The organism is Neoroseomonas marina (genome assembly GCF_012927745.1).
GTDB classification, from domain to species: Bacteria; Pseudomonadota; Alphaproteobacteria; order Acetobacterales; family Acetobacteraceae; genus Neoroseomonas; species Neoroseomonas marina.
Window position 1 is genome coordinate 347,549 of the sequence record NZ_JABBKX010000003.1, and the last position, 24,657, is coordinate 372,205.

Annotated in this window: 21 protein-coding genes; 4 read left to right on the plus strand and 17 right to left on the minus strand. The window is 70.5% G+C overall.

What is annotated here, in order from left to right; genetic code table 11:
• Positions 1–939 (minus strand): ArsR/SmtB family transcription factor, encoded by a 939-nt coding sequence (locus GWK16_RS11770; protein ID WP_170054150.1) that lies wholly within the window; start codon positions 937–939, stop codon positions 1–3.
• A 40-nt stretch (positions 940–979) separates the two neighbouring features.
• On the opposite strand from GWK16_RS11770, the gene GWK16_RS11775 reads away from it, so the two are divergent.
• The gene (locus tag GWK16_RS11775; RefSeq protein WP_170054151.1) at positions 980–1,333 is read left to right on the plus strand and encodes a hypothetical protein; all 354 of its coding nucleotides are present in this window, start codon (positions 980–982) and stop codon (positions 1,331–1,333) included.
• 1 nt (position 1,334) lies between these two features.
• Here GWK16_RS11775 and GWK16_RS11780 read toward each other — a convergent pair whose 3' ends face one another.
• The 6 genes from GWK16_RS11780 to GWK16_RS11805 all read right to left on the minus strand — a co-directional run bounded on the left by GWK16_RS11780 (position 1,335) and on the right by GWK16_RS11805 (position 5,938).
• Positions 1,335–1,649, minus strand: coding sequence for a hypothetical protein (locus tag GWK16_RS11780; RefSeq protein ID WP_170054152.1), 315 nt, complete (start codon positions 1,647–1,649; stop codon positions 1,335–1,337).
• Positions 1,650–1,710: 61 nt separating this feature from the next.
• Complete coding sequence (locus GWK16_RS11785; RefSeq protein ID WP_170054153.1) at positions 1,711–2,232, minus strand: GNAT family N-acetyltransferase; 522 nt, start codon at positions 2,230–2,232, stop codon at positions 1,711–1,713.
• A 2-nt stretch (positions 2,233–2,234) separates the two neighbouring features.
• Positions 2,235–3,422, minus strand: a complete 1,188-nt coding sequence (locus GWK16_RS11790; protein WP_170054154.1) for an amidase — start codon at positions 3,420–3,422, stop codon at positions 2,235–2,237.
• A gap of 87 nt (positions 3,423–3,509) precedes the next feature.
• Entirely contained in the window at positions 3,510–4,889 is a 1,380-nt protein-coding gene (locus tag GWK16_RS11795; protein WP_170054155.1) for an esterase-like activity of phytase family protein, read from the minus strand.
• Between the two features lie 94 nt (positions 4,890–4,983).
• Positions 4,984–5,139, minus strand: a complete 156-nt coding sequence (locus GWK16_RS11800; protein ID WP_170054156.1) for a hypothetical protein — start codon at positions 5,137–5,139, stop codon at positions 4,984–4,986.
• A gap of 79 nt (positions 5,140–5,218) precedes the next feature.
• Positions 5,219–5,938, minus strand: a complete 720-nt coding sequence (locus GWK16_RS11805) for a GNAT family N-acetyltransferase (RefSeq protein ID WP_170054157.1) — start codon at positions 5,936–5,938, stop codon at positions 5,219–5,221.
• Positions 5,939–6,031: 93 nt separating this feature from the next.
• On the opposite strand from GWK16_RS11805, the gene GWK16_RS11810 reads away from it, so the two are divergent.
• Together GWK16_RS11810 and GWK16_RS11815 are read left to right on the plus strand one after the other, a co-directional pair.
• On the plus strand, positions 6,032–6,841 hold the full coding sequence (locus GWK16_RS11810; protein ID WP_170054158.1) for a ferredoxin--NADP reductase: 810 nt from the start codon (positions 6,032–6,034) through the stop codon (positions 6,839–6,841).
• Between the two features lie 377 nt (positions 6,842–7,218).
• The gene (locus tag GWK16_RS11815; RefSeq protein ID WP_170054159.1) at positions 7,219–8,859 is read left to right on the plus strand and encodes an MFS transporter; all 1,641 of its coding nucleotides are present in this window, start codon (positions 7,219–7,221) and stop codon (positions 8,857–8,859) included.
• Between the two features lie 62 nt (positions 8,860–8,921).
• Here GWK16_RS11815 and GWK16_RS11820 read toward each other — a convergent pair whose 3' ends face one another.
• Genes GWK16_RS11820 through GWK16_RS11835 form a run of 4 tightly spaced genes read right to left on the minus strand, consistent with a single transcriptional unit; the run spans position 8,922 to position 13,464 of the window.
• Positions 8,922–9,593 carry a 3'-5' exonuclease gene (locus GWK16_RS11820; RefSeq protein ID WP_170054160.1) on the minus strand — a complete coding sequence of 224 codons (672 nt, stop codon included), beginning with the start codon at positions 9,591–9,593 and terminating at the stop codon, positions 8,922–8,924.
• 2 nt (positions 9,594–9,595) lie between these two features.
• Positions 9,596–11,416 (minus strand): DUF294 nucleotidyltransferase-like domain-containing protein, encoded by a 1,821-nt coding sequence (locus GWK16_RS11825; protein ID WP_170054161.1) that lies wholly within the window; start codon positions 11,414–11,416, stop codon positions 9,596–9,598.
• A gap of 45 nt (positions 11,417–11,461) precedes the next feature.
• On the minus strand, positions 11,462–13,159 hold the full coding sequence (locus GWK16_RS11830; RefSeq protein ID WP_170054162.1) for a cation acetate symporter: 1,698 nt from the start codon (positions 13,157–13,159) through the stop codon (positions 11,462–11,464).
• Positions 13,159–13,464 (minus strand): DUF485 domain-containing protein, encoded by a 306-nt coding sequence (locus GWK16_RS11835; protein ID WP_170054163.1) that lies wholly within the window; start codon positions 13,462–13,464, stop codon positions 13,159–13,161. The genes GWK16_RS11830 and GWK16_RS11835 overlap by 1 nt, the downstream gene beginning before the upstream one ends.
• Before the next feature lie 171 nt (positions 13,465–13,635).
• Between GWK16_RS11835 and GWK16_RS11840 the strand changes: the two genes are divergently transcribed.
• On the plus strand, positions 13,636–15,534 hold the full coding sequence (locus GWK16_RS11840; protein WP_170054164.1) for an AMP-binding protein: 1,899 nt from the start codon (positions 13,636–13,638) through the stop codon (positions 15,532–15,534).
• 54 nt (positions 15,535–15,588) lie between these two features.
• Here GWK16_RS11840 and GWK16_RS11845 read toward each other — a convergent pair whose 3' ends face one another.
• The 6 genes from GWK16_RS11845 to GWK16_RS11870 all read right to left on the minus strand — a co-directional run bounded on the left by GWK16_RS11845 (position 15,589) and on the right by GWK16_RS11870 (position 24,270).
• Complete coding sequence (locus tag GWK16_RS11845) at positions 15,589–17,649, minus strand: glycosyltransferase family 2 protein (RefSeq protein WP_170054165.1); 2,061 nt, start codon at positions 17,647–17,649, stop codon at positions 15,589–15,591.
• 8 nt (positions 17,650–17,657) lie between these two features.
• The gene (locus tag GWK16_RS25725) at positions 17,658–18,641 is read right to left on the minus strand and encodes a glycosyltransferase (protein WP_170054166.1); all 984 of its coding nucleotides are present in this window, start codon (positions 18,639–18,641) and stop codon (positions 17,658–17,660) included.
• Complete coding sequence (locus GWK16_RS11855; RefSeq protein WP_170054167.1) at positions 18,638–19,150, minus strand: hypothetical protein; 513 nt, start codon at positions 19,148–19,150, stop codon at positions 18,638–18,640. The genes GWK16_RS25725 and GWK16_RS11855 overlap by 4 nt, the downstream gene beginning before the upstream one ends.
• Before the next feature lie 171 nt (positions 19,151–19,321).
• Positions 19,322–20,453, minus strand: a protein-coding gene (gene prfB, locus GWK16_RS11860) for a peptide chain release factor 2 (RefSeq protein WP_170054168.1) whose coding sequence is annotated in 2 segments (ribosomal slippage) — positions 19,322–20,383 and positions 20,385–20,453 — 1,131 coding nt in all. Because the reading frame shifts where the segments join, the coding sequence is not laid out codon by codon here.
• A 9-nt stretch (positions 20,454–20,462) separates the two neighbouring features.
• Positions 20,463–23,063: a penicillin-binding protein 1A gene (locus GWK16_RS11865; protein ID WP_170054169.1), complete on the minus strand. Its 2,601-nt coding sequence runs from the start codon at positions 23,061–23,063 to the stop codon at positions 20,463–20,465.
• Between the two features lie 73 nt (positions 23,064–23,136).
• On the minus strand, positions 23,137–24,270 hold the full coding sequence (locus GWK16_RS11870; RefSeq protein ID WP_170054170.1) for an N-acetylmuramoyl-L-alanine amidase family protein: 1,134 nt from the start codon (positions 24,268–24,270) through the stop codon (positions 23,137–23,139).
• Positions 24,271–24,657: the final 387 nt, after the last annotated feature.

The window sequence follows — 24,657 nt, forward strand, 5'->3', positions numbered from 1 at the left end:
TCAGTGGGACAGGACGGTGGCGTGCCGGGTCATGCGTTCCGCGACCCAGAGGCGGACGGGCAAGGCGCCCGGAATGGTCTCGCTGCGCGCGCCGGCGCAGCCCGCGGCCCCCAGCCAGCCGGCGATCTCGGCATCGTCGAAGCCGGGCCAGCGATGGGCATGGGCGCCGAGCAGGTCGGCGCGCTGGTGCGGGGCGAGGTCGACGATCAGCAGCACGCCGCCCGGCGTCAGCACGCGCCCGGCCTCGGCCAGCGCGGCGGCGGGGTCCTCGGCGTAGTGCAGGACCATCTGCAGCGTGACGGCATCGAAGGACGCATCGGCGAGCGGCAGCCGGTACATGTCGGCCTGGCGCACGGCGATGTGCGACAGGCCGCGCTCGGCGAGCCGCGTGCGCGCCAGCGCGAGCATGTCGCGCGACGCGTCGACGCCGACGCCCTGCGCGATGCGCGGCGCCAGCAGTTCCAGCAGCCCGCCGGTGCCGCAGCCGATATCGAGCAGCCGCCCGGCGCGGGCCGGCAGGGCTCCGAGCAGCGCCGCCTCGATCTCCGCCCCCGGCAGGCCGAGGGCGCGCACCTCGTCCCAGTCGGCGCCATGACGGCGGAAGGATTCGGAGGCCGCCCGCGCGCGTTCGGCCGCAAGGCGCGCGGCGGCGCGGCGGTCCGCGGCGAGCAGCGGGTCCTCCTCCGGCAGGCGCGCCAGCACGACGCGCGCAAGCTCCGCATCCGCCGGCACCTGGAACCAGGCATTCGCGCCTTCCGGCGTGCGCTGCAGCAGCCCGGCTTCGACCAGCAGCTTCAGGTGGCGCGACAGGCGCGGCTGCGACTGGCCGAGGATCGCCACCAGGTCCGACACGCACCAGGCGCCGCGCGCGCAGAGCGCGAGCAGGCGGAGCCGCGTCGGCTCGGCGGCGGCGCGAAGTTGCGTGAGGAGCTCGTCCATGGGCTGGACATAGTCATAAAGATATCCTTATGTCCAGCACATGATTGAGGCCGATCCGCGCATTCCGGTGACGATCCTGGCGGCTGACGGCCTGGCCGCCTGGCTGGCCGCGGGCGGGCCGGCGGCGCTGCTGACGGATGGGACGCAGGCTGCGACCGGCTTCGCGGCCATGGAACGCTTCGATCCCCGCCCGATGCATCGCTTCGGCTGTGCCTGCTGCGCCGGGCGGTCGGCGGCGGCGGTCGCGCTCGACCGGCTGTTCCAGGCGCGGGCGCGCGGCCGCGCACCCTGGTTCGACCGCGTGGCGGTCATCGCCGGCCCCGTAGCCCAGGCCGACGTCGCCGCGGCGCTGGATGGCGACGCCCTGACGCTCGCCCGCTACCGCGCGGCCTGATTCAGCCCTTCCGGGGCACCGCGCCGCGCGACAGGCCGTGATGCTTGCTCGCGCCGGTGCGGTCGAGGTCGAGCGGCCCGGCGATCGCCTGCAACGCCAGCGTGATCCGCCGCAGCAGCGTCTCCTCCGCCCCAGGCATGCCTTCCTCGACGGCGACGGAAATGTCCGCCGCGTCGTATTCCCAGCGCTGCAGGATCTCGATCTTCTGCTCGCGCGAGAGGGCGCGGTGGTCGCGTACCTCCTCCGGCGTCGCGAAGACCGCCGACGGGTCGAGCAGGGCCCGCTCGATATCCGGCCGCGCGTCGGATGCGGTCATGGCTGCACCTCCTGCCGATCGGAACCGACATGGTGCCCCCGGACCCGCCGCGCAACGCGGCTCAGGGTGGAAGGGTGCGTTCCCCCTCCCCCAACGCCTTCTGCATCTGCACCACGTCGACCCAGCGGCCGAACTTCATCCCGACCGCCTTCAGCACGCCGGCCTGGCGGAAGCCGAGGGACAGGTGCAGCCCGATCGACCCGACATTCTCGGAATCGCCGATCACCGCGACCATCTGGCGGATGCCCTTGGCCTCGGCCCGCCGCAGCAATTCGGCGACGACCGCCTTGCCGACGCCCTGGCCGCGGATGTCGTCGCGGACATAGACGGAGTTCTCGGCGGTGAAGCGATAGGCCGAGCGCGGCCGGAACGGCGCGAAATAGCCATAGCCGAGGATCTGGCCGGCCTCGTCCTCGGCCACCAGCCAGGCGAAACCCTCGGCCTGCACCTTGGCCACGCGCGCGGCCATGTCGGCCTCGGCGGGCGGTTCTTCCTCGAAGGTGCCGGTGCCGTGCCGGACGTGATGGGCGTAGATCGCCGTGATCGCCGGGATGTCGCCCGGCACCGCGTCGCGCACCTGCATCGTCAGACCATCAGGCCCGCGGCGTCCGCCACCCGCTCGGCCAGCGCCAGAAGCGCACGGTCGCGCCCGGGTGCCGCCACGAGGGACAGCCCCACCGGTGCCCCGCCGACCCGCGCCGCAGGGATCGTCACTTCCCCCAGGCCGCAAAGTCCCGCAATCGCCGTCACGCCCATCGTCCTCTCACGCACCGCATTCTGTTCCGCCTGGCTTGCCGTCAGCAGCGGCGCCGGGCCCGGCGCGGTGGGGTACACCAGGACCGCCCCGCCGCCCAGCAGCCCCCGCAGCCGGGCCTGCAGGACACGACGGAAGGCGCGGCCCGCGGCCGCCTTCGCGGGGTCCATCGCCTTGGCCGCCGCGAAGCGTTCCTTCACGCCGGGGCCGAGCTCCGGATGGGTCGCCTCGATCCACGGGCCGAGGCTCGCCCAGGCCTCGACCGCCTGCGCACAGCGGAAATGGTCGTAGACGGCGTCGAGCCCTTCCGGCGCGACCTGGATAGGCAGCGCCGAGCCCAGCACGGATTCCGCCGCGCCCAGCGCCTCGGCCAGGGCCCGCGCCGTCGCGGGCTCGGCATTCACCCAGGCCTCCTGGACCTTCAGCAGCGGGCCGAGCGGCCCGTCGCCGCCGGGCGGCAGCAGCACCTCTCCGGCAAGCCGCAGCACACCGGCACGGGAGGCGAACCACCCCGCCGTGTCGTAGGCCGGGCCGAGCGGGCAGGCGCCGGTGAGGCTCACCGAACCCCAGCTCGGCCGGATGCCGTAGATGCCGCAATAGGATGCCGGGATCCGCACCGACCCACCGGTATCCGACCCCATCGCGATGTCGCAGAGCCGCGCCGCGACGGCCGCGGCCGACCCGCAGGAGGACCCGCCGGGGAAGCGGTCGGGCGCCGCCGGGTTGGTCGGCGTCCCGTACCAGACGTTCTCGCCGGTCAGGCCATAGGCGAGTTCGACCGTCTTGGTCTTGCCCACCAGCCGCGCCCCGGCCTCGAGCAGGGATGTCACCACCGCCGCGTCCGCCGTTGCCGGTGCATGCGTCCGTGCCCAATCGGGATTGCCGTAGCCGGTCACATCGCCGGCCGTGTCGTAGAGATCCTTGACGGCAAAGGTGAGACCCGCGAGCGGCCCTTCGCTTGCGCCTGCCCGCCGCGTCCGCGCGCCGGGCAGAAAAGCGCCGACCGTATCCTCCGTCATGCGCGACTGCTCCATCCGGTTCACAGCCGAGGGTGGAGCAGAGGCGGCGGCCTGACAACCGCTGCCCCCCCTTTTTGCGACCGCCGATCAGCGCGCGCGGAGGAACTCCGGCACGCGAAGCAGGATCATCTCGTTCGAATCGGCCCGCAGCAGATGTCGCCCGGCGCTGAAGGGCAGGTTGTTGTCGTTGCCGACGATGATGTGGTCGGCATCGACCATCGCCACGTTCTCGATGGTGAAGAACGGAAAGGTGAAGCGGTCGCGCGGCGCATTCGGCGGCAGGTCGCCGCGAAGACGCGCAACGCCCTGCGGATCGCGGATGGCCATCAGGTCGATATGGCCGATCTTGCGGACGAAGCCCTCCGCATCGGTCTGCGCGAGGTCGATCAGGTAGACGCGCTTGTGGCGCGCGGGCAGCGGGAAGCAGGGCTGCGCCTCGGTCGACTGCTGTCCCTGGGCGCAGGCAAGGCCCGGATCCCCTTCCCCGTTGTCGCGCTCGATCACCAGGGCGCGGGTCGCGTCGATGAAGTTGAAGTCGCCGATCGCCGTGGCGCCGGGTTCGAGGCGGTAGCGCAGGCTGCGCCCGGTCCAGTCCATCCGCGCCACGCTGAACTCGATCAGGCGGAGGAACTGGCCTTCCGCATCATTGGAGTTCGGCGCGAAGAGCGGCTGTTCGAGCAGGCCCCACAGGGTCTGCCCGTCCGGCGTCAGCGCCATGCCCTCATAGCCGCCCGAGCGGCGCACGCGGAACGGCACGCCCGCGGCCGGGCTTGCCGGCACCTGCAGGGCCGGGTTGTCCGGCGACATCAGCGGCTGGCCGACCAGGCGCGTCTCGATCACCCGCTGCACCACGCCGTCGGCGGCGACATGGATCAGGAAGGGGCCGAACTCGTCGCCGATCATGAAGGACCCGTCGGGCAGCGGCTGGATGCTCTCGAGGTCGAAATCCGCGCCGGTCAGGTAGCGCGCCTCGGTGCCCTCATGCGCGATGCGGAAGGGAATGCGGCGCAGCGGGTCGCGCAGGAAGGTGGTCTGCAGCAGCGCGACCTGGCCGGACTGCCAGTCGGGGCGAACCTTGTGGAACATCAGCAGCGCGTCGGGGCTGTTGCGGCGATTGCCGAAGCCGTTGTCGGTCAGCACCCAATAGGCGCCGGGCTCGTTCGCCACCGGCTTGATGCCCGAGAAGCCCTGGACCGGCTGGCCGACGAAGGGAAAGGCGATGCCGGTCGGCCGGCTGCCATGCATCGGGCCGGTGTCGCCCATGATCGCACCGGGGCGGTCGATGCGGAGATTGCCCGGCCCCGCGAACTTGCCCGAGACCAGCGCGTCGCGCGGCGCATCGGCCGGCGGCAGCGTCATGGTGAAGGCGGGCAGGATGGCGTGGCCGGCGAGCGTCGCCTCGTAGCGCTGGTCGGCGAAAGCCGGCCCGGCGGCGATCAGGGCGGTGGCGAGAAGGAAACGGCGCATGGGACCCCCGGTCTTGCGGAACGGGGGCGGGCTCTACAGGTCGCCGGTTGCGCGCGCGTGACGCGCGCATGTCGGTTCGGCGACGGCGCTGCCGTCAGGTCAGGTTCAGCAGCGCGGCCTTGGTGGTCAGCGCGGCGAGCATGGCGACCGCCACCGCCGTGCCGACGCCGAAGCGGCGCGCCGCGACGAAGGCGAAGGTCCCCAGGATCAGGGCCCAGCAGGCAATCTCGCCAAGGGACGGGTCGGGCATCGTTCGCTCTCCCGGACGGAAGATGTCGTGGACGTCATATAACAGACATCCGTCCGGTTCGCGAGGATTTCCGGCGGGTTCAGCCCCGGAAGGCGGACAGGCTCCGCTTCGGTGCCCCGCCCGCGCCCCAGTTGGACGCATCCAGCCAGCCCAGGATGGCGTCCCGGCGCGCCGGCCATTCGTCCTCCAGGATCGAGAACCAGGCGGTGTCGCGCCGCCGCCCCTTCACCACCAGCACGTTGCGCAGCGTGCCCTCATAGGTGAAGCCGAGCCGCGCGGCCGCGCGGCGGGAGGGCATGTTCAGCGCGTTGCACTTCCAGGTCAGCCGCCGGTAGCCGAGGTCGTCCATGGCGTGGCGCATCAGCAGGAACATCGCCTCGGTTGCCGCGCGGGTGCGCTGCATGCGCGGGCTGAACCAGATGTTGCCGATCTCGATATGCGCGTGGGCAGGGTGGATCTCCATCAGGGTCAGCCAGCCATCCGCCGTGCCAGTGGCGTGCGGGCGGATCGCCCAGGCCATCGGGTCGTGCATCGTCGCGAAAGTGCCCACATAAGCGCGGAGCGCGGCCTCCTCCGCGAAGGGGCCGTTGCCGAGATACGCCCAGGACGCGCCCGTCCGGTCGGACTGCGCCGCCCGCCAAAGTTCCGGCACGTGGCGGACATGCAGCGGCTCGAGGTCCACCGCGGCACCGCGGTGCGGCAGGCGGGCGGGCAGCGGGCGCGGCGTCGGGTCGACGCGGGGGCCAAGGGGCGGATCGGTCGCGGGGTCGAAGGGGACCCCTTCGGGCAGGTCGGTCATGCGCCCACCTGAGACGAGGGATCGTCGGCGCGCAAGGAGCCGTCTCGTTTCCCTGTTGCACCCGTTGTCGCAGCGCAGCACAAGACATCCGCCATGAACGACGCTCCCGCCGCCCCTGCCCCCGTCATTCCGGCCGCCTATTTCGGCGAGCGCGTGACCTGGGTGCATCATTGGACCGACCGGCTGTTCTCCTTCCGCTGCACGCGCGACGCGGCCTTCCGCTTCCGCGCCGGCGAGTTCGCGATGATCGGGCTGATGGTGAACGGCAAACCGCTGGTGCGCGCCTATTCCGTGGCGAGCCCGACCTGGGACGAGGAACTCGAGTTCCTGTCCATCAAGGTCCAGGACGGGCCGCTGACCTCCCGCCTGCAGCATGTGCAGGTCGGCGATACGGTGCTGATCGGGAAGAAGCCGACCGGCACGCTGGTGACCGACAATCTGCTGCCCGGACGGACGCTGTGGCTGCTCGCGACCGGCACCGGCCTCGCCCCCTATCTGAGCCTGGCGCGCGAACCGGATGTCTACGAGCGTTACGAGAAGGTCGTGGTCGCCCACACCGTCCGCCAGGTGGCCGAGCTCGCCCACCGCGAGCTGTTCGAGCGCGACCTGCCGGCGCACGAATTCCTCGGCGAGATCGTCGCCGGGAAGCTGCTCTACTACCCCTCGGTCACGCGGGAGCCCTTCCGCACCCAGGGCCGCATCACCGACCTGATCGAGAGCGGGCGCATCTTCGCCGATCTCGGCCTGCCGGCGCTCGACCCGGCGCATGACCGGGTGATGCTGTGCGGGTCGGAAGCGATGAACCGGGACTGCAAGGCGCTGCTGGAAGGCCGCGGCTTCGTCGAGGGGTCTAACAACTCTCCGGGCACCTACGTCGTCGAGAAGGCCTTCGTCACGAAGTAGGTCGCCGCGCCGCCGGGGGCGGCGGTCCGCGGCGCCCCTCGCTTCTTGCGTTTTCAGTTAAAAATTTCTTAATATTTATAACGTCTTTGTGATTTCGAAAACGGTTTCGTCGCGGCGGATGCCGGCCGCGATCGTGCGACTCGCGATCGCGCCTGGGATTGCGCCGTCCGTCCACGCCCCGCCTTCATGAAGCCCAGTTGATTTTTTGGATATCCTTCCGCCACCTCACATTTCTAACCTGCGGTTCTGGGTCGCCCGGCGACTCTGCATGTCAGGAAGCAAAACAACGGGGGGCCGGACGTTCCGGCCCTGGGGGAGACAACCGCATGAGTTCCGCTTCGACCTCGGCATACGGGGCCGCGCAGGCCAACAGGCCCATGACGAAGGAGGAGCGAAAGGTCATCCTCGCTTCGTCCCTCGGCACCGTCTTCGAATGGTACGACTTTTACCTGTACGGCTCGCTCGCCGCAGTCATCGGCGCCAACTTCTTCTCGCAATTCCCCGAAACGACGCGGAACATCTTCGCCCTGCTGGCCTTCGCCGCGGGCTTCCTGGTGCGTCCATTCGGCGCGCTGGTCTTCGGCCGCCTCGGGGACATGGTCGGCCGCAAGTATACCTTCCTCGTCACCATCCTCATCATGGGCACCTCGACCTTCGTGGTCGGCATCCTGCCCACCTCGGACCAGATCGGCCTCGCGGCACCGATCATCCTGATCATCCTGCGCCTGCTGCAGGGCCTCGCCCTCGGCGGCGAATACGGCGGTGCCGCGACCTACGTCGCCGAGCACGCGCCCCATGGACGACGGGGCTTCTACACATCCTTCATCCAGATCACGGCGACGGCAGGCCTGTTCCTGTCGCTGCTCGTGATCCTGTTCACCCAGCAGATCGTCGGCGCCGACAACTTCCGGGCCTGGGGCTGGCGCGTGCCGTTCCTGCTGTCCATCGCGCTGCTCGCCATCTCGGTCTGGATCCGACTGCAGATGGAGGAAAGCCCCGCCTTCCAGCGCATGAAGGCCGAAGGGACGCATTCCAAGGCGCCGATCTCCGAGGCCTTCTTCGAGTGGAAGAACGCCAAGATCGCGCTCTTCGCCCTGCTCGGCCTCGTCGCCGGCCAGGCGGTGGTCTGGTACACGGGCCAGTTCTACGCCCTGTTCTTCCTCGGCCAGGTGCTGAAGGTCGATCCCTTCACCACGAACATGCTGATCGCCTGGTCGCTGCTTCTGGGCTCGGGCGGCTTCGTCTTCTTCGGCTGGCTGTCGGACAAGATCGGCCGCAAGCCGATCATCCTCGGCGGCTGCCTCATCGCCGCCCTCACCTACTTCCCGCTGTTCAAGCTGCTGAGCGCGGAAGCGAACCCGGCCCTGGCGCGGGCCCATGCCACCATCGAGGTGCATGTGGTCGCCGATCCGGCCTCGTGCTCCTTCCAGTTCAACCCGACGGGCACGGCGTCCTTCACCCAGCCCTGTGACGTCGCCAAGGCCGCCCTCGCGCGCGCCTCGGTCAACTACCGAGTCGAGGCGGCCCCGTCCGGCACTGTCGCCGGCGTGCGCATCCAGGGCGGGGAGATCCTGCGCGCCAACACGCCGACCTTCGGGCGCGACCTGACCGCCGCGCTGACAGCGGCGGGCTACCCGGCGGCGTCGAACCCGTCCGTCGTGAAGATGAACAGCCCGTTCGACATCTTCGGCGAGCAGCAGCTGGTGCTGATCGGCATCCTGACGCTGCTCGTCATCTACGTGACGATGGTCTACGGGCCGATCGCGGCGGCGCTGGTGGAACTCTTCCCCACACGCATCCGCTACACCTCGATGTCGCTGCCCTACCACATCGGCAACGGCTGGTTCGGCGGCCTGTTGCCGGCGACCTCCTTCGCCATGATCGCGCAGACCGGAGACGTCTATTTCGGCCTCTGGTACCCGATCTCGATCGCCCTGATGACGGTGGTGATCGGCCTGATCTTCGTGCCGGAGACCAAGGACCGCGACATCTACGCGGGCGACAGCGCCAAGCCCTGACGCGCCACGCGCCAGGCGGATTCGGGACGGCGTCCGGGGCAACCCGGGCGCCGTTTCCGCTTTCAGGCGCCGAGCGGCGCGGCCGTCGCGTCCCGCCGGCGTTCCCGCTTCAGGCGCTGGCCGCGTTCCACCAGGTCGGTCAGTTGCAGCCAGGCCATCGCCGCCATCACCGCGTCATTGACCGCGATGTGCTGCTCGAGCTGCGGGATGCCGAGGTCCTCCAGCATCGAGGCGAAGCGCAGGTCGATCGTCGTGCCCGGCGGCGCCTTTCCATACTTCCGGTCGTAGTAGAGCGAAGAGACCTCGATCCGCTTGTTCGGCAGGTGGACCTGCAGCAGTTCCTTCGCGTAGCGGTCGAGCATCCGCACGTCGAAGTCGATGTAGTAGCCGAGCAGCGGACGCGACCCGATGAAGCGCAGCAATTCGGGCAGCACCTCCCGCATGGGCCGCGCGGCCTCGAGGTCGCGGGCGCGCAGGCGGTGGACCTTGATGCTGTCGGCGGTCGGCGCGCGGTCCGGCTTCACGAAGGCCTCGAAGCGGCGGCTCGTCTGGATGCGGCCGTTGACCACCGGCACCGCGGCGATGGCGAGGATCTCGTCCGTCGCCGTGTCGAGGCCCGTGGTCTCGCAATCGAGGGAGACCACCTCCCCCGCCGGCGGCGGGTCGAACAGGAAGAGGTAGCCGTGGTCGGCCAGCGAGGCCCGCCAGAACAGCCGTTTGACGGCCTCGATCACGGTCAGAAGGCCGCGGTACGGAAGCGGGTCGCGATCACGTCGCGGAACTGCCGCACCACGCGCAGGCTGTCGCGCAGGATGTCGCGGTCCACCGCGGTCATGCGGCTCGGGCGCAGCAGCGATTCCCCCTCCACCGACCCGCGCCGCACCGCATCGAGCTGCGAGGCGAGGCGATATCCCATGAAGACGCGGTGCGCGCTGATGATGTCGCGGCCGAACTCGCCGTCGAAGCTGCCGGCGCGGACCAGCGCGGCCATGCGTTCGGCCGTCGAGGTCTCGGTGATGCCCTTCTCCAGCGCCATGGTCCGCACGCCGTGCACGATCGGGAAGATGCCGGCCTTCTTGATGTCGATGGCGTCGTCGGTGACCCCGACGCTCGCCATCAGCGTGCCGAGCACGCCGATCGAGGGTGTGGCGAAGCTCTCGATCAGATGCGCGAAACGGCCGAGCAGCACGGCCTCGCCGCGCATCATGTCGAACAGCGCGGCCTTGGTCTCGGCGAGCAGCGCGGTCCGGCCGGTGAGTGCCACGCCGTCCAGGAAGATGGCGATGTTCATCGCCGCGTCCGGCGTGCGCTCCATCACCCAGGCGCGCAGCTGGCGCACCATGCCCTCGGCCGGCTGGGACCAGAGCGGGTTGCGCACCATGACGTTGCCGGGACAGGGCGGGAAGCCGAAGCCGTCCAGCGCGCCGGAGAAGGCTTCCCGGAAGGCCGCCAGATCGGCCTCGGGTACAGGCCCAGCGAGCAACAGCCCATTGTCCTGGTCGGTACGGACGGTCTGCTCCCCCCGACCCTCGCTGCCCATCAGCATCAGGCAGCCCTGTTCGCGGATGGAGGCCGGCGCGACGAGCTCGAACAGCCGCACGAAGAGCCGGCGATTGAGATCCGAGGTGATCTCCGCGATCACCTCCACCTTCATGCCCTGGCGGTGCAGGCGCTCGACCTGGTCCTGGATCTCATGCGCCGCGACGGCGAGCTCCTCGACATCCCGCGCCCGGTCGATGCGACCGGGGATGAGCTGCGAATTGCCCGCGAAGCGGCCGAGAAGGTCGATATCCTCGAGGAAGCCGGCGAAGGCGCCGCCCGAACGCACCGCGAGCCGCCGCTTGCCGTGCCGCGTCATCGACAGCAGCGCCTCGAAGAGGAAATCGTCCTCATCCACCGCGACGACGTCGAAATGCGTGATCTCCCGGACCGGCGTGTCCAGCGGCAGCCGCTGCAGGACCACCGCCTTGGCGAGGTTCATGCCCGTCACCACGCCGGTCCGTTCCCGATCGCGGACGAAGGCGGCGTTGGTGTTGGCGTCGCGCATGGCCTGGCCCGCCTGCTCGATGGTCGCGGAACCTTCGATGAAGACGGCGCGGCCGTGCATCGCCTCGCGCACGCGGGCGCGCAGCACGCTCTCCATGCCGCCCTCGGCCTTGCGGGCCTCGGAGAAGGCTTCGAGCTTGCGGGAAACGTCGGCGTAGAAGAAGGCCGCGAAGGCCGCGTTGCGCGCGATCAGCGCGAGCACCGTCGCGCGGGGGATGAGGAAGCAGAGCGTCTCCTCCGCCGCGACGAAGTCCTCGCCCGCCGCGCCATGCACCAGGGCGCGGCTGTCGAAGGAATCGCGGGGGCCCAGGACGCCCTGCAGCGCCTCGCCGTCGCGCGCCTCGACCGCACCCTTGATCACCACGTGCAGGAAGTCGGAGGGTCGGCCGCGCGCGACGATGGTTTCGCCCGGCCGGAAATAGCCGATGTCGGTCGCGGCGCGGAGCTCCTCGACCTCCTGCTGGGCGAGGCGATCGAAGGGCGGGTTCTGGGCGTCGAAGCCGGACGACATGGCGGCGTGCGGCGCGGCCCCGCGCGGGACCGCGCCGCTCGTGGCTCAGTGGATATGCGCCGAGGCGGCGCCGATCCCGGTCTCCGATCGCACATACTGGGCGTCGAAGCCGGCCTGCTCGGACTTCGCCTGCGCGCTGCTGTCCATCTTCGAGAACAGCCAGATGCCGGCGAAGGCGATCGCCATCGAGAAGATGGCGGGGTTGTCGTAGGGGAAGAGCTCCTTCGGGAAGCCGAGGGTCTGCACCCAGACCGCCTTGGACAGCACCACCATCACGACGGCGCTGATCAGGCCGAGAAAGCCGCCGATCAGCGAACCGCGCGTCGTGGTGCCCTTCCAGAACACCGACATCAGCAGGACCGGGAAGTTGCAGGACGCCGCGACCGCGAAGGCCAGGCCCACCATGAAGGCGACGTTCTGGTTCTCGAACACGTAGCCGAGGATGATGGCGACGATGCCGATCACCACCGCGGTGATCTTCGAGATGCGCACTTCCTTCTGCTCATTGGCCTGGCCGCGCGCGATGACCTCGGCATAAAGGTCGTGCGAGACGGCCGAGGCACCGGCCAGCGTCAGGCCTGCCACCACCGCGAGGATGGTCGCGAAGGCCACCGCCGAGATGAAGCCGAGGAAGAGCGACCCGCCCACCGCGTTCGCGAGGTGCACCGCGGCCATGTTGGTGCCGCCGAGCAACCCGGAGATGCGGTTGATCACGCCGCCGGCGCCGGCCGCGTAGAAGCTGTCGTCCGTCATCAGGAAGGTGATGGCGCCGAAGCCGATGATGAAGGTCAGGATGTAGAAGTAGGCGATGAAGCCGGTCGCGTAGAACACCGACTTCCGCGCCGCCTGCGCGTTCGACACCGTGAAGAAGCGCATCAGGATGTGCGGCAGTCCCGCCGTGCCGAACATCAGCGCGAGGCCGAGCGAGATGGCCGAAACCGGATCCGAGACCAGCGCGCCGGGCGCCATGATGGCGTCGTGGCGCGGATGGATGCGGACCGCGTCGGCGAACATCGCCTCCGGGCTGAAGCCGTAGCGGAGCATCACCATGAAGGCCATGAAGGAGGCGCCGGCGAGCAGCAGGCACGCCTTGATGATCTGCACCCAGGTCGTCGCCTTCATGCCGCCGAAGGCGACGTAGACGATCATCAGGATGCCGACGATCACCACCGCGTATAGGTATTCGAGGCCGAACAGCAGCTGGATCAGCTTCCCTGCGCCGACCATCTGCGCGATCAGGTAGAAGGCCACGACGACCAGCGTGCCGGTCGCGGACAGGATGCGGATCGAGGTCGGCTCCAGCCGGAAGGAGGCGACGTCGGCGAAGGTGAACTTGCCGAGGTTGCGCAGCCGCTCCGCGATCAGGAACAGGATGACCGGCCAGCCGACCAGGAAGCCGATCGAATAGATCAGCCCGTCGAAGCCGGAGGCGAAGACCAGGCCCGAGATACCCAGGAAGGAAGCCGCCGACATGTAGTCGCCGGCGATGGCGAGGCCGTTCTGGAATCCGGTGATGCCGCCGCCGGCGGCGTAGAAATCCGCGGCCGAGCGCGTCTGCATCGCCGCGCGGTAGGTGATGCCGAGCGTGCCGAGCACGAAGGCGAAGAACATGATGATGGCCGGCCAGTTCAGGGCCTGGCGATCCACCTGCCCTTCCAGCGCGCCGGCGGCCTGGGCGATGCCGATATGCGCCGCGGCGCCGACGGTGGCGGCGAGCGCAGCCACCCAGAGGAAGCGCTTCATCACAACACCTCCTTCTTCAGGCTGTCGGTCATCTCGTCGAACTCGCCGTTGGCGCGGCGGACATAGATGCCGGTCAGCAGGAAGGCCGAGACGATCACGACGAGGCCGAGCACGATGCCGAGCGAGGTGACGCCGCCGCCGACCTTGGTCGCAAGCAGCGGCTTGGCGAAGGCCACGAGGGCGATGAAGCCGAAATAGATCACCAGCATGATGATCGAGAGCGTCCAGGCGAACCCCGCTCTTCGGCGGACGAGCTCCTGGAACTGTGGGCTTCGCAGCACCCTGAGATGCACGTCGTCGGTCATGGCCTCGCCTTCCTGTTGGTCGGCGCCTGTCCCGGTCACAGCCGCGCGGGAGCCATAGACGGCGCAAGCCGGCCGAATCTTGATCTGCCGCAAGGTTGCGCGGGCGCGACGGGGCCTTGCATGGCCCCCGCCGGCCGGAGGACTCTGCCGGCAAGCACGGAGGATTCACCCATGGCCGGCAGCGCCCGCTCCTATGACGACACCTATGCGGCCTGGCGGCGCGATCCGGCCGGCTGGTGGGCCGAGGCGGCGAAGGGGATCACCTGGGATGCGCCGCCGGAAGCGGCCTTCGACGGCGCGCTCGGCGTGTACGGTCGCTGGTTTCCAGGCGGGCGGCTGAACACCTGCTTCAATGCGGTCGACCGTCACGTCGCGGCCGGGCGTGGGACGCAGGCCGCCATCATCTGGGACAGCCCGATGACGGGCCGGATCGAGACCACGACCTACGCCGAGTTGCAACAGCGCGTCGCGAAGATCGCCGGCGCGCTCGCCGCGCGCGGCGTCGGCAAGGGCGATCGCGTCGTCATCTACATGCCGATGGTGCCGGAGGCGGCGATGGCGATGCTCGCCTGCGCCCGGCTGGGCGCGGTGCATTCGGTGGTGTTCGGCGGCTTCGCGGCGGCCGAGCTCGCCGCGCGCATCGCGGATGCCAAGCCGAAGGCGATCGTCTCGGCCTCCTGCGGACTCGAGCCCGGACGGGTCGTGAAGTACAAGCCGCTGCTCGACGCCGCGATCGGGCTGTCGCCGCACAAGCCCTCCAGCATGCTGATCCTGCAGCGCGAGGCCGCACCCTGCGAACTGACGCCCGGCCGCGACGAGGACCTGCTCGCCGCCGAGGCCGCCGCCACGCCGCACGCTTGCGTGCCGGTCGAGAGCACCGACCCGCTCTACATCCTCTACACCTCGGGCACGACGGGCGCGCCCAAGGGCATCCTGCGCGACAATGGCGGGCACGCGGTCGCGCTGCACAACTCCATGTCCATGGTCTACGGCGTGGGGCCCGGCGACGTGTTCTGGGCGGCCTCCGACGTGGGCTGGGTCGTGGGGCATTCCTACATCGTCTACGCCCCGCTTCTGGCCGGCTGCACCACCGTCCTGTTCGAGGGCAAGCCCGTCGGCACGCCCGATGCCGGCACCTTCTGGCGGGTGTGCGAGCAGCACCGGGTGAAGGTGCTCTTCACCGCGCCGACCGCGATCCGCGCCATCAAGAAGGAGGACCCGGACGGAGCCTTCCTGAAGCGCTACGACCTGTCGCGCATGGAAGCTCTCTACCTCGCCGGCGAGCGCTGCGACCCCGACACCATCACCTGGTCCGAGCGCCTGCTCGCCAAGCCCGTGGTCGACCATTGGTGGCAGACCGAGACGGGCTGGACCATCACCGGCAATTTCCGCGGTCTCGGCCTGTTCCCGACGCGCGCGGGGTCGGGCGGCAAGCCCGCGCCCGGCTACGACGTGGTCGTGCTGGACGAGGCACATCAGGAGGTCCCGCGCGGGCAGATCGGCAGCCTGGCGGTTCGGCTGCCGCTGCCGCCGTCCTGCCTGCCGACACTGTTCAATGCCGACGACCGCTTCCGCGAGGCCTATCTCTCGGCCTTCCCCGGCTACTACTCGACCGCCGATGCCGGGATGGTCGATGAGGACGGCTATGTCTGGGTGATGAGCCGCACCGACGACATCATCAACGTCGCCGGCCATCGCCTGTCGACCGGCGCGATGGAGGAGGTGCTGGCCTCCCATCCCGACGTCGCCGAATGCGCCGTGGTCGGCGTGCGCGATACGCTGAAGGGCCAGGTGCCGCTCGGCCTGGTCGTGCTGAAGTCCGGCGTCGCGAAGGGCGAGGCGGCGATCTCGAAGGAACTGATCGCCATGGTGCGCGACCAGATCGGACCGGTCGCCGCCTTCAAGGATGCCCGCGTCGTCGCCCGCCTGCCCAAGACGCGATCGGGCAAGATCCTGCGCGCAACGCTGCGCAAGATCGCAGACGGGGACGACTACGTGGTGCCGCCGACCATCGACGACCCCGCGATCCTCGATGAGGTGGGGGACGTGCTGAAGGCGGCGATGCGGTGAGCTCGCGGCCTGTCGTCCGAGGGGCGCGAAGGCGATGCCTTCGTGCCCGGCATCTCAGACGATCGCGAGATCCTCGATCAGCAGCGCGAGGTCGCGTTCGCCCGCGACCTCCCGGGTCGTTTCGCTCAGCATGAACTCCACTGCGCTGCGGCCGGGCTTCAGCCGCACCGGGATCTCCAGCCGGAAGCGTTCGGTCAGCGCGCCGCTGTCCAGGCGCAGGAACTGCGCGGGGTCGTCGTTGACCCGGAGAATGGCGCGCTGGCCCGCGATCGGGCAGCGATAATCCAGGCGCAGCGTGGCGTGGCGCGCGGCGGGCGCATCGAGGAGCAGCCGGCACCGCCGCGCCGTGATCCAGCGGAAATGATGCGGCAGGCCGATCTCCGGCGCGGGGCCTTCCAACGCGCCAATGCCGTCCGACATTTCCCACAGCACGGTCTCGGCATCCTGCCGCTTCAGCAAGGCGGCCTCGATCGGTGCCGGCATCGGCGCGGCGATGTCGCCGAGCAGCGGGGCCGGGCGGGCCGTCTCGGCCTCCTCCAACTGCACGGATTCGAGGATGAAGGTCAGGTGTCGGCCGACGCCATCGGGCTGGGACTGCCGCGAGGGGCGGATCTCGATGTCGCGATAGCCGGGCGGGCCGTCCAGCGTCACCTCGACCGGAACCGGCACCGAGATATCGGCGAGCGGCAGAGGGACATCGCGCGGCGTCACGCCCTCGCCACCGATCCCCAGGCGCTGGCCGCCGAGCGCGTTGCGCACGATGAGCCGCAGGCGACGGCGACCCGCTTCGGCGCTGAACACCCGCAGCGTCGTCACCGCGCCGATCGACCAGCGGAAGGGCGCGTCGAGCCCAAGCTGCGGATAGGGCCCCTCGGAATGCTCGCTCGCCCCGCCGACCAGCGACCAGCTGCCATCGGCCGGCGGCGCGTTCTCGTCCGCCACCGGCGGCGGCGGGGGCGGCGCGAAGGGTGCCAGCAGCCGCGCGAGCTGATCGGACGGCATCTCCGCGATGCGGCGGATCAGCACCTCGAGCCCCTCGCGCTGCGGATCGAACACGCTGCGCAGCGCGGCGAGCGGCCGGCTCGCATCGGCCCAGTCGAAGGTCAGGCGGTTCTCGGCGCGGCCGACATTGAGATAGTGCTCGAAGGGGTTGCCGCCGGCCGCGCGCGCATCGGCATGGCGCGCGACGTAGAAGGCCGGGTCGAAGAAGGGGTTTGGCGCGAAGCCGTGCTTCCAGCCGACATACATGTAGTGCTCGACGGGATCGACCAGGCGTTCCCGCGGGTGCAGGGCGCGGTACCAATCCTCGAAGAACAGGCCCGAGGCGCGCACCTGCGCCGTCACCTCGGCGACGCGGCGCGGATGCTCGGTCACGCCGGGGCGGAAGTTCTCCTGGAAGAAGCGGGTCGACAGCGCCGGCTTGCCGAAGGTGCAGCCGATCCGCCACCACTCGTGGAAGCACAGAGCCTCCTGGTTCGTCGACATCCCGCCCTGGGTGTAGACGGCGACAACCGTGTTGCCGTGGTGGAAGCGCGCGCCCGCCGCGCGCATGCGGAACATCAGGTCGTGGTCGGCCGCGATGCGGAAGCCGATGTCGTAGGGGTTCTCGAGCAGCAGCGCCGTGCGGGTGAAAGTCGCCTGGTGGCAGGGAATGCCGCTCAGCCAGCGGAAGGAGAAGTCGCTCGCGCGCAGCCGCGACCAGGTCTCCTCGAAATCCGCCGCCTTGTGCAGCACCATCGACCCGTCGAGCAGGCGATACAGGTGATGGCCGATCACGAAATCCGCATCCGGCGGGACATCGCGCAGCGCGTGCTCGATCGCCTGCGGGTCGGCGAACCAGTCGCCCGCATTCATGAAGATGATCCACTCGCCCGAGGCGAGTGCGGCCGCCTTGTTCATGGCGTCGTAGGGGCCGCGGTCCTTGCCGCTCTCCCACCGCGTCACGCCCGAGGCCGGGTCGCGCAGGATCGCGATGGTGCCGTCGGTCGATCCGCCGTCGACGACGAGGACCTCCTTCTCCTGCCAGGTCTGCCGCGCGATGGAGCGCAGCGTGCCCGGCAGCTCCGCCGCGGCGTTCAGCGTGACCACCGCGACGGTCACCAGCGGTCGGCGCATCGGCTGCGTCATGCGATCATCGCGAGCGACGCCTCGCGCAGCAGCGCCGTGTCGGCGCCGCGCGGCGCGTCGATGTAGTCGAGCAGCCGGCCGCGGCGATCGCGCTCCCACCGTTCGAAGCCCGCCTCGATGCCTTGGCGGGCGCGGCGCCCGATCTCGGCCATGCGGGAGAGATCGAGCGGCGCGGGTTCCCGCGGTGTGAAGAGCAACCCGTTCACGCCATGGGTGATGTATTCGTTCATCGTCGGGTTGTCGGCGGCGATGACGCATTGCCCGCGCGCCATGGCCTCGAGGAAGGACATGCCGATCCCTTCATGCAGGCGGGGCGCGACATAACCGGCGAAGCCGCGTGTCAGCGCGTCGAGTTCCGCGCGGTCCTCGAACCAGGTCGAGGTGGTGATGCGGTAGCGCGCGATCTCCTCGGCCGGCGGCGGTTCCGGCGTGCCGTAGGTCGGGTCGAGGTGCATGTGCAGGTGGACGCGGCCCGCGAAGCCCGGCGGCAGCAGCCGGCGCACCTCGGGCCAGCCCAGGTCGCGGCGCCGCTGCCAGAAGAACAGCGATTCAGGCTCCGGGTCAGCGACCGGGACCTGGCTCCCCGGGTCGGGCATGTATTCGAAGCAGGCGCTTTCGAGGCCGCGGCGCAGCATCTGCAGGTGCAGCGTGCGGCTGAAGCAGACGATGCGCATGTGCCCCGCGACGCGGCGCCAGAAATCATCCTTCGCCATGCGAGCGGAATCGAGCATGGGATAGAAGGTGACCGGCACCGAGGGCCCCGCCGCGGCGACCGCGGCGGCGAGGCTTTCCATCTGCCAGATGTGGATGTGGTCGTAGCCCCGCGCGACGATCCCCGGCACGTCGAGCGCGATGCCCCCCGCCCAGCTATCGTCGAAGAAACAATCCATCGCACCATAGGCCTCGCGCAGGATGTCCTGCATGAAGCCCGAGGACGCCGTGCGCTGGTGATAGGAATGGCCGAGGAAGGCGATGGTCACGCGCTCTCCTCCGCCGCCGGAGCGAGGAGGCCCTGCTGCTGCGCGTGGCGCAGCGTGAAATACAGCGCCGCGTGGATCTCGGCAGCCGCGGCGATGCGGGCCGGTTCGCGGTCGTGTCCGGCACGCACCGACTCGCGCGCAGCCTGCAGCAAGGCGGCCGCGGCCCCCTGCGCTTCGGGCAGGCTGAGCGCGGGCTGCGCGGCAATGGCGGCGATCGCACGCGACGCCGCGCTGGCCGCCACCTGCCCTGCCTTCGCCGCCAGGCGGTCGACGAAGCCGCGTTCCAGCGGCACGGCTGTTTCCGTCAGGGGCGGGGTCATGACGAGACCGGGGTTTTCGGCGGCACGAAGCGCGAGGAGGATGCCGTCCGCCATGCGGATCGCGCGCAGCGTGACCGGCGGCGCGAGCTCGGACACCACGGCGCGCAGCGCCACGAATCCATCGCCCCGCGCCATGAGCGAGAGCGCGACACCGCCCGGCGGCGCCGCCTCGACCGTCTCGTCTGCCACTCTGCCCCCGCTTCGGACGACGGCCTTCCCGGCCGCTTCACGTGCTGGAAAATCCATCCGCACCGGAACGGTGTCAACGGCGGAAGACAACCCAGGCCGGCGCGAAGCCTCGGTTCTGCATGACATTCAGGACAGGCGGCTCACGCTCGTCGGCGCGACCGCAGGCATGTGTCAACGCGCGGCGGCGCTCGCCTCGGATCGTGTCGCCCCGACGCGCTGGGCCAGCGCCGCGGCCATGAACTCGTCCAGGTCGCCATCCAGCACGGCATCGGGATTGCCCTTCTCCACGCTGGTCCGCAGGTCCTTCACCATCTGGTAGGGCTGCAGCACGTAGGAGCGGATCTGGTGGCCCCAGCCGATGTCGGTCTTGCCGGCCTCGACCGCGTCGCTGATCGCCTCGCGCTTGCGCAGTTCCAGCTCGTACAGGCGGGCCTTCAGCATCTCCATCGCGATGGCGCGGTTGCGATGCTGGCTGCGGTCCTGGGTCGAGGCCACCACGATCCCGGTCGGGATATGGGTGAAGCGGACGCCCGATTCCGTCTTGTTGACGTGCTGGCCGCCGGCGCCCGAGGCGCGGAAGGTGTCGGTCTTGAGGTCGGCCGGATTGATCTCGACCTCGATCTTGTCGTCGATCACGGGGAAGACATAGACGGAGGCGAAGGAGGTCTGCCGCCGCGCCGCCGCGTCGAAGGGGCTGATGCGTACCAGGCGGTGCACGCCCGTCTCGGTCTTCAGCCAGCCATAGGCGTTGGCACCGCTGACCTGGATCGTGGCCGACTTCACGCCCGCCTGCTCGCCGTCCGAGCGTTCCGTCACGCTGACCTTGTAACCGCGCTTCTCGGCCCAGCGCACATACATGCGCAGCAGCATCTCGGCCCAGTCCTGGGCCTCGGTGCCGCCGGCGCCGGCATTTACCTCCAGATAGGCGTCGTTGGCATCCGCTTCGCCCGAGAGCAGGCTCTCGATCTCGAGCCGCTTCGCCTCGGCCGCGAGTCCCTCGAGGTCGGCGAGCGCGGCCTTGATCGTGTCCTCGTCGCCCTCGGCCTCGGCGAGTTCAATGAGGCCGAGCGCATCGGCGACGTCGCGCTCCAGCTTCTGCACGCCCTCGACCTGGCCGGCGAGACGGCCGCGCTCCCGCATCACGCGGCCGGCTTCGGCCGCATCGTTCCAGAGCGTGGGGTCCTCGGCGCGAGCGTTCAGCTCTTCGAGGCGGCGGACGGCGGCATCCCAGTCAAAGATGCCTCCTCAGCAGGGACACCGAGGCGGTGATCTGCTCGTTCAGGGATTCGGCTTCAGCGCGCATGGCGGGCGCTCAATAGAGCCCGCCCAGGTTGCTGTCGAGGCCGGTCGCGGAGGCACCGCCTCCTTCCTCCACGTCGCGCATCCGGCGCGCCGAGTTCTCCGTCCCCGGACGGAACGCCTCGAGGATCGAGCCATTGCCGACGTTGATGCGCACGAGCGCGACGCCGGGCGGCGCCCGGAACGGCACGGGCGGGCTGTCGCGCAGCGCCGCGGCGACCACTTCGCGGAAGATCGGCGCCGCATTGCCGCCGCCCGTTTCCCCGCTGCCGAGGGTGCGCGGGTCGTCGAAGCCCATCCACACGGCCACGACGATGTCGGGCGTGAAGCCGACGAACCAGTTGTCCTTGTAGTCGTCGGTCGTGCCGGTCTTGCCGGCGACGGGACGGCCGAGACGGTCGCCGATCGCGGACTGGCCTGTGCCGCGGGCGACGACGCCCTGCAGCAGGGACACCATCTGGTAGGCCGCGATCGGATCCGTGACCTGGCGACGCTGCGGGTCGACCAGTTCGGGCGGCTGCCCCTCCGGCCCGCCCGCACAGCCTGCGCAGGTGCGGCGGTCGGCGCGCCAGACGACGCGACCGCGCCGATCCTGGACGGAATCGATCAGGGTCGGCGTCACCTCGACGCCGCCGTTGACGAAGGCGGCATAGCCCGCGGCCATGCGCATCACCGTCGTCTCGCCCGCGCCGAGCGACATCGCAAGATACCGCGGCATGTTCGGAATGACCCCGAAGCGCGCCGCCGAATCCGCCACCGCATCCATGCCGACCTGCTGCGCGAGCCGGACGGTCACGAGGTTGAGGCTGCGTTCCATCGCCTGCCGCATCGTGACCCAGCCATAGGTCCGGCCCGCGGTGTAGTTCTGCGGCCGCCACAGCCGTCCGCCGGACATCACCTCGATCGGCTCGTCCAGCAGCTCGGTATTGGGCGGCATGCCCTGTTCGAGCGCGGTGATGTAGACGAACGGCTTGAAGGAGGATCCGGGCTGCCGCATCGCCTGCGTCGCCCGGTTGAACCAGGACCGTTCGAAGGACCAGCCACCGGCCATCGCCAGGACGCGGCCGGATTGCGGGTCGAGCGCGACGACCGCCCCTTCGGCCTGCGGCATCTGGCGCAGTTCCAGCCGCTCGGGCCGCGCGGGGCGGTTCTGGGCGGCGAGCTGCGTCGGCATCGGTTCGACGTAGACGACGTCCCCGACGTTCACGACCTGGTTCATCCGGGACGGCTGGCCGCCGACGATGCGTCCGTCGCGTGCGGCCCGCGCCCAGGCGAGGTCCTGCAGATACATCAGTCCGGTGCGCGGCTGCGGCGCGCCGCGCGCGTCGCCCCGCTCGATCCAGCCGAGCCGCGCCTCGGTGTTGCGCACCTCGAGGACGACCGCGAGCCGCCATTCCGGCAGGCCGCCCGGCGGGCGCTGATACGCCTCGAGCGCAGGCATCCATTCCGTCGGACCGGCGGCGATCTGCCCGAAGGCCCCGCGCCAGCCGCCGCGGCGGCGATCGTAGGACACCAGCCCATCCCGCAGCGCGCGTTCCGTCGCCGCCTGCAGGGCGGGGTCGAGGCTGGTGCGGACGACGAGGCCGCCCATCGTCGTCTGTTCCGCGCCGTAGCGCTGCACCAGTTCGCGACGCACTTCCTCGGTGAAGTGCTGGCCGACCGTGATGACGTCGGGCCGGCGCGACGGGCGCGGCACGATGGGTTCGGCCTTCGCGTAGCGCGCCTCTTCCCGGGTGATGTACCCGTCCTCGGCCATGCGATCGAGCACCCAGTCGCGCCGGGCGCGCGCCGCCTCGGGGAAGCGGACCGGATTGTAGTTGTTGGGCGCCTTGGGCAGGGCCGCGAGGAAGGCGGCCTCCGCCAGCGTCAGCTCGTCGAGGCCCTTGTTGAAATAGGCCTGGGCGGCGGCCGCCACCCCGTAGGCGCTCTGCCCGAGGAAGATCTCGTTCAGGTAGAGCTCGAGGATGCGGTCCTTGGACAGCGCCTGTTCGATGCGCACGGCGAGGATCGCCTCGCGCACCTTGCGCATCACGCTGCGCTCGTTGCCGACCAGCATGTTCTTGGCGACCTGCTGGGTGATGGTCGAGGCCCCACCCATGCGCCGGCCCGAGCCGTAGTTCTCGATCGCCGTCAGCACCGAACGCCCGATGCCGAGCGGATCGACGCCGGCATGTTCCCAGAAGCGCTGATCCTCGGCCGAGACGAAGGCCTGCTGCACGCGCTGGGGAATGGCCTCGATCGGGACGAAGACGCGGCGTTCCGTCGCGAGCTCGGCGGTCAGGCGGCTGTCGGCCGCATAGATGCGGCTCATCTGCGGCGGCTCGTAATCGGCGAGCCAGCGGTAGTCGGGCAGGTCCTCGGCGACCTGGCGATAGAGCCCGTAGCCCGCCACCGCCGCGACCAGCCCGCCGGCGAGCATCACGACGAAGAACAGCTTGAACAGCCCGAGGCCACGGCGGCGACGCTTCTTCCGTTCGGGCGCCTCGCGGGCCTTCCGCTCGGGCGGCGCGGCGTCCTCGGCCGTGGGTTCGGGGCGCGCAGGCTCCGCCTTGCCCTTGCGCCGCTGGCGCGTGGGATCGAGGGGAGCTTCGGCGCGAAGGTCGTTCGGGCTCATCGGCCTCCTGATACACCGGCTCGCGACGGGCCGCGACATGGCGCTGAATCACGCGGCCGCGTGCGGCGGCAGGTCATCCGGGGCGGACCGTTGCGGGCGCGGCCTCGATCCAGCCCTGGACCGCGCGCGTCAGGGCCGTGGCCAGCCGCCCCCGATGGCCGGGCTGCTGCAGCGCTGCCTCGTCCCTGGGGTCGGACAGGAAGCCGAGTTCCACCAGGGCGGAGGGAATCTCGGGCGACTTCAGCACGACGAAGGCGGCCTCCCGGTGGGTGTTGGGGAGCAGCGCGACCTCCTCCCCCAATTCCCGCACCGCGAGGCGCGCGAGGCGGGACGACCCCGCCCGGGTCTCCTGCCGCATCAGGCTGATCAGGATCCGCTGCACTTCCGGGCTGACCGAGGGCAGGCGCAGGCCGCCGGCCAGGTCCGCCTGGTTCTCCCGGCGCGCCAGTGCCTCGCTCATGGCGTCGGATGCGGTATCGGACAGGGTGTAGACGGAGGCCCCGCGCGCGCCCGGCGCGGAATCCGCGTGAATCGACAGGAACAGCGCCGCATCGCGCCGGCGCGCGATCTCGACCCGTTCGGCGAGCGGCACGAAGACGTCGCGCGAGCGGGTCAGCAGGACCCGGCAGCTGCGCGTCGCCTCGAGCCGCCGCTTCACTTCGAGCGCGGTGGCGAGGACGATGCGCTTCTCCTGGACACCCGAGGCGCCGATGGCGCCCGGGTCGCGGCCGCCATGGCCGGGATCGAGCACGACGAGCGGCAGCGGCGCCCGCCCCCGGGCAATGCCGGCGGCATGATCGCGGCCCGCCCGGACGGCCGAGGCGAAATCGGCGGCGGAGGCTGGCTGAATGCTCAGGACGAGGCGACCGGGCGGCGCCGGCACCACGCGGCCGACCGCAGGCCTCGACAGATCGAGGACCAGAGCGTCCTCGGCGGCATCGAAGCGCGCGGCGCGCACCGGCCCGGCGCCGCGCAACCGCGCCCCGGCCCGCCAGTTGGCGTCGGGCAGGCTCAACACCAGGCGCGCCGGGTCCGACTGAGCGCGCAGGCTCCAGCGCTGCTCGCCTTCGACGACCAGGGTCAGACGCGCGCTCCGGCCAGCCTGGGCCAGGCCGCCTTCGGTGATGTTCCCAGCGCGCGCGGGCCCCGCTCCCGCCGCGGCAAGCAGGCCGAGCCCGAGGAACGGGCGGCGGCCAAGGCCGGTCATGGCACTCACCCCTACAGGCGCCCCGATCCCCATTCAGGGCACGACGCGATTCTACAGGCCTTATCAGGGTATTGCCACGCGAAGTTTGAAGTAGCACCTGAACACCGCCGGGCATTCTTCCGGCCTTGTGACAGCCCCGCTACATGACTATGGTGCAGCGCCCCGGCGGATGCCGCTGCGGGCGGAGTCCCGGGCGGGTTCGCCCGGCGCGTGACCCCAGGGCCGAAGGCAGGGGCGGCGTCGTGGCGATCCATCGGGTGCCCGGCCTGGAGCCGGGGCGGCCTTCCCGGTCGCCCAAGTGTTCCGTGGCCTCGCCGGGTGCCCCCCTGCCGCCTCCGCCGGCGCGGAACCCGGTGCGCGCTACGCCCGATCCGCCCCTGACGCCGG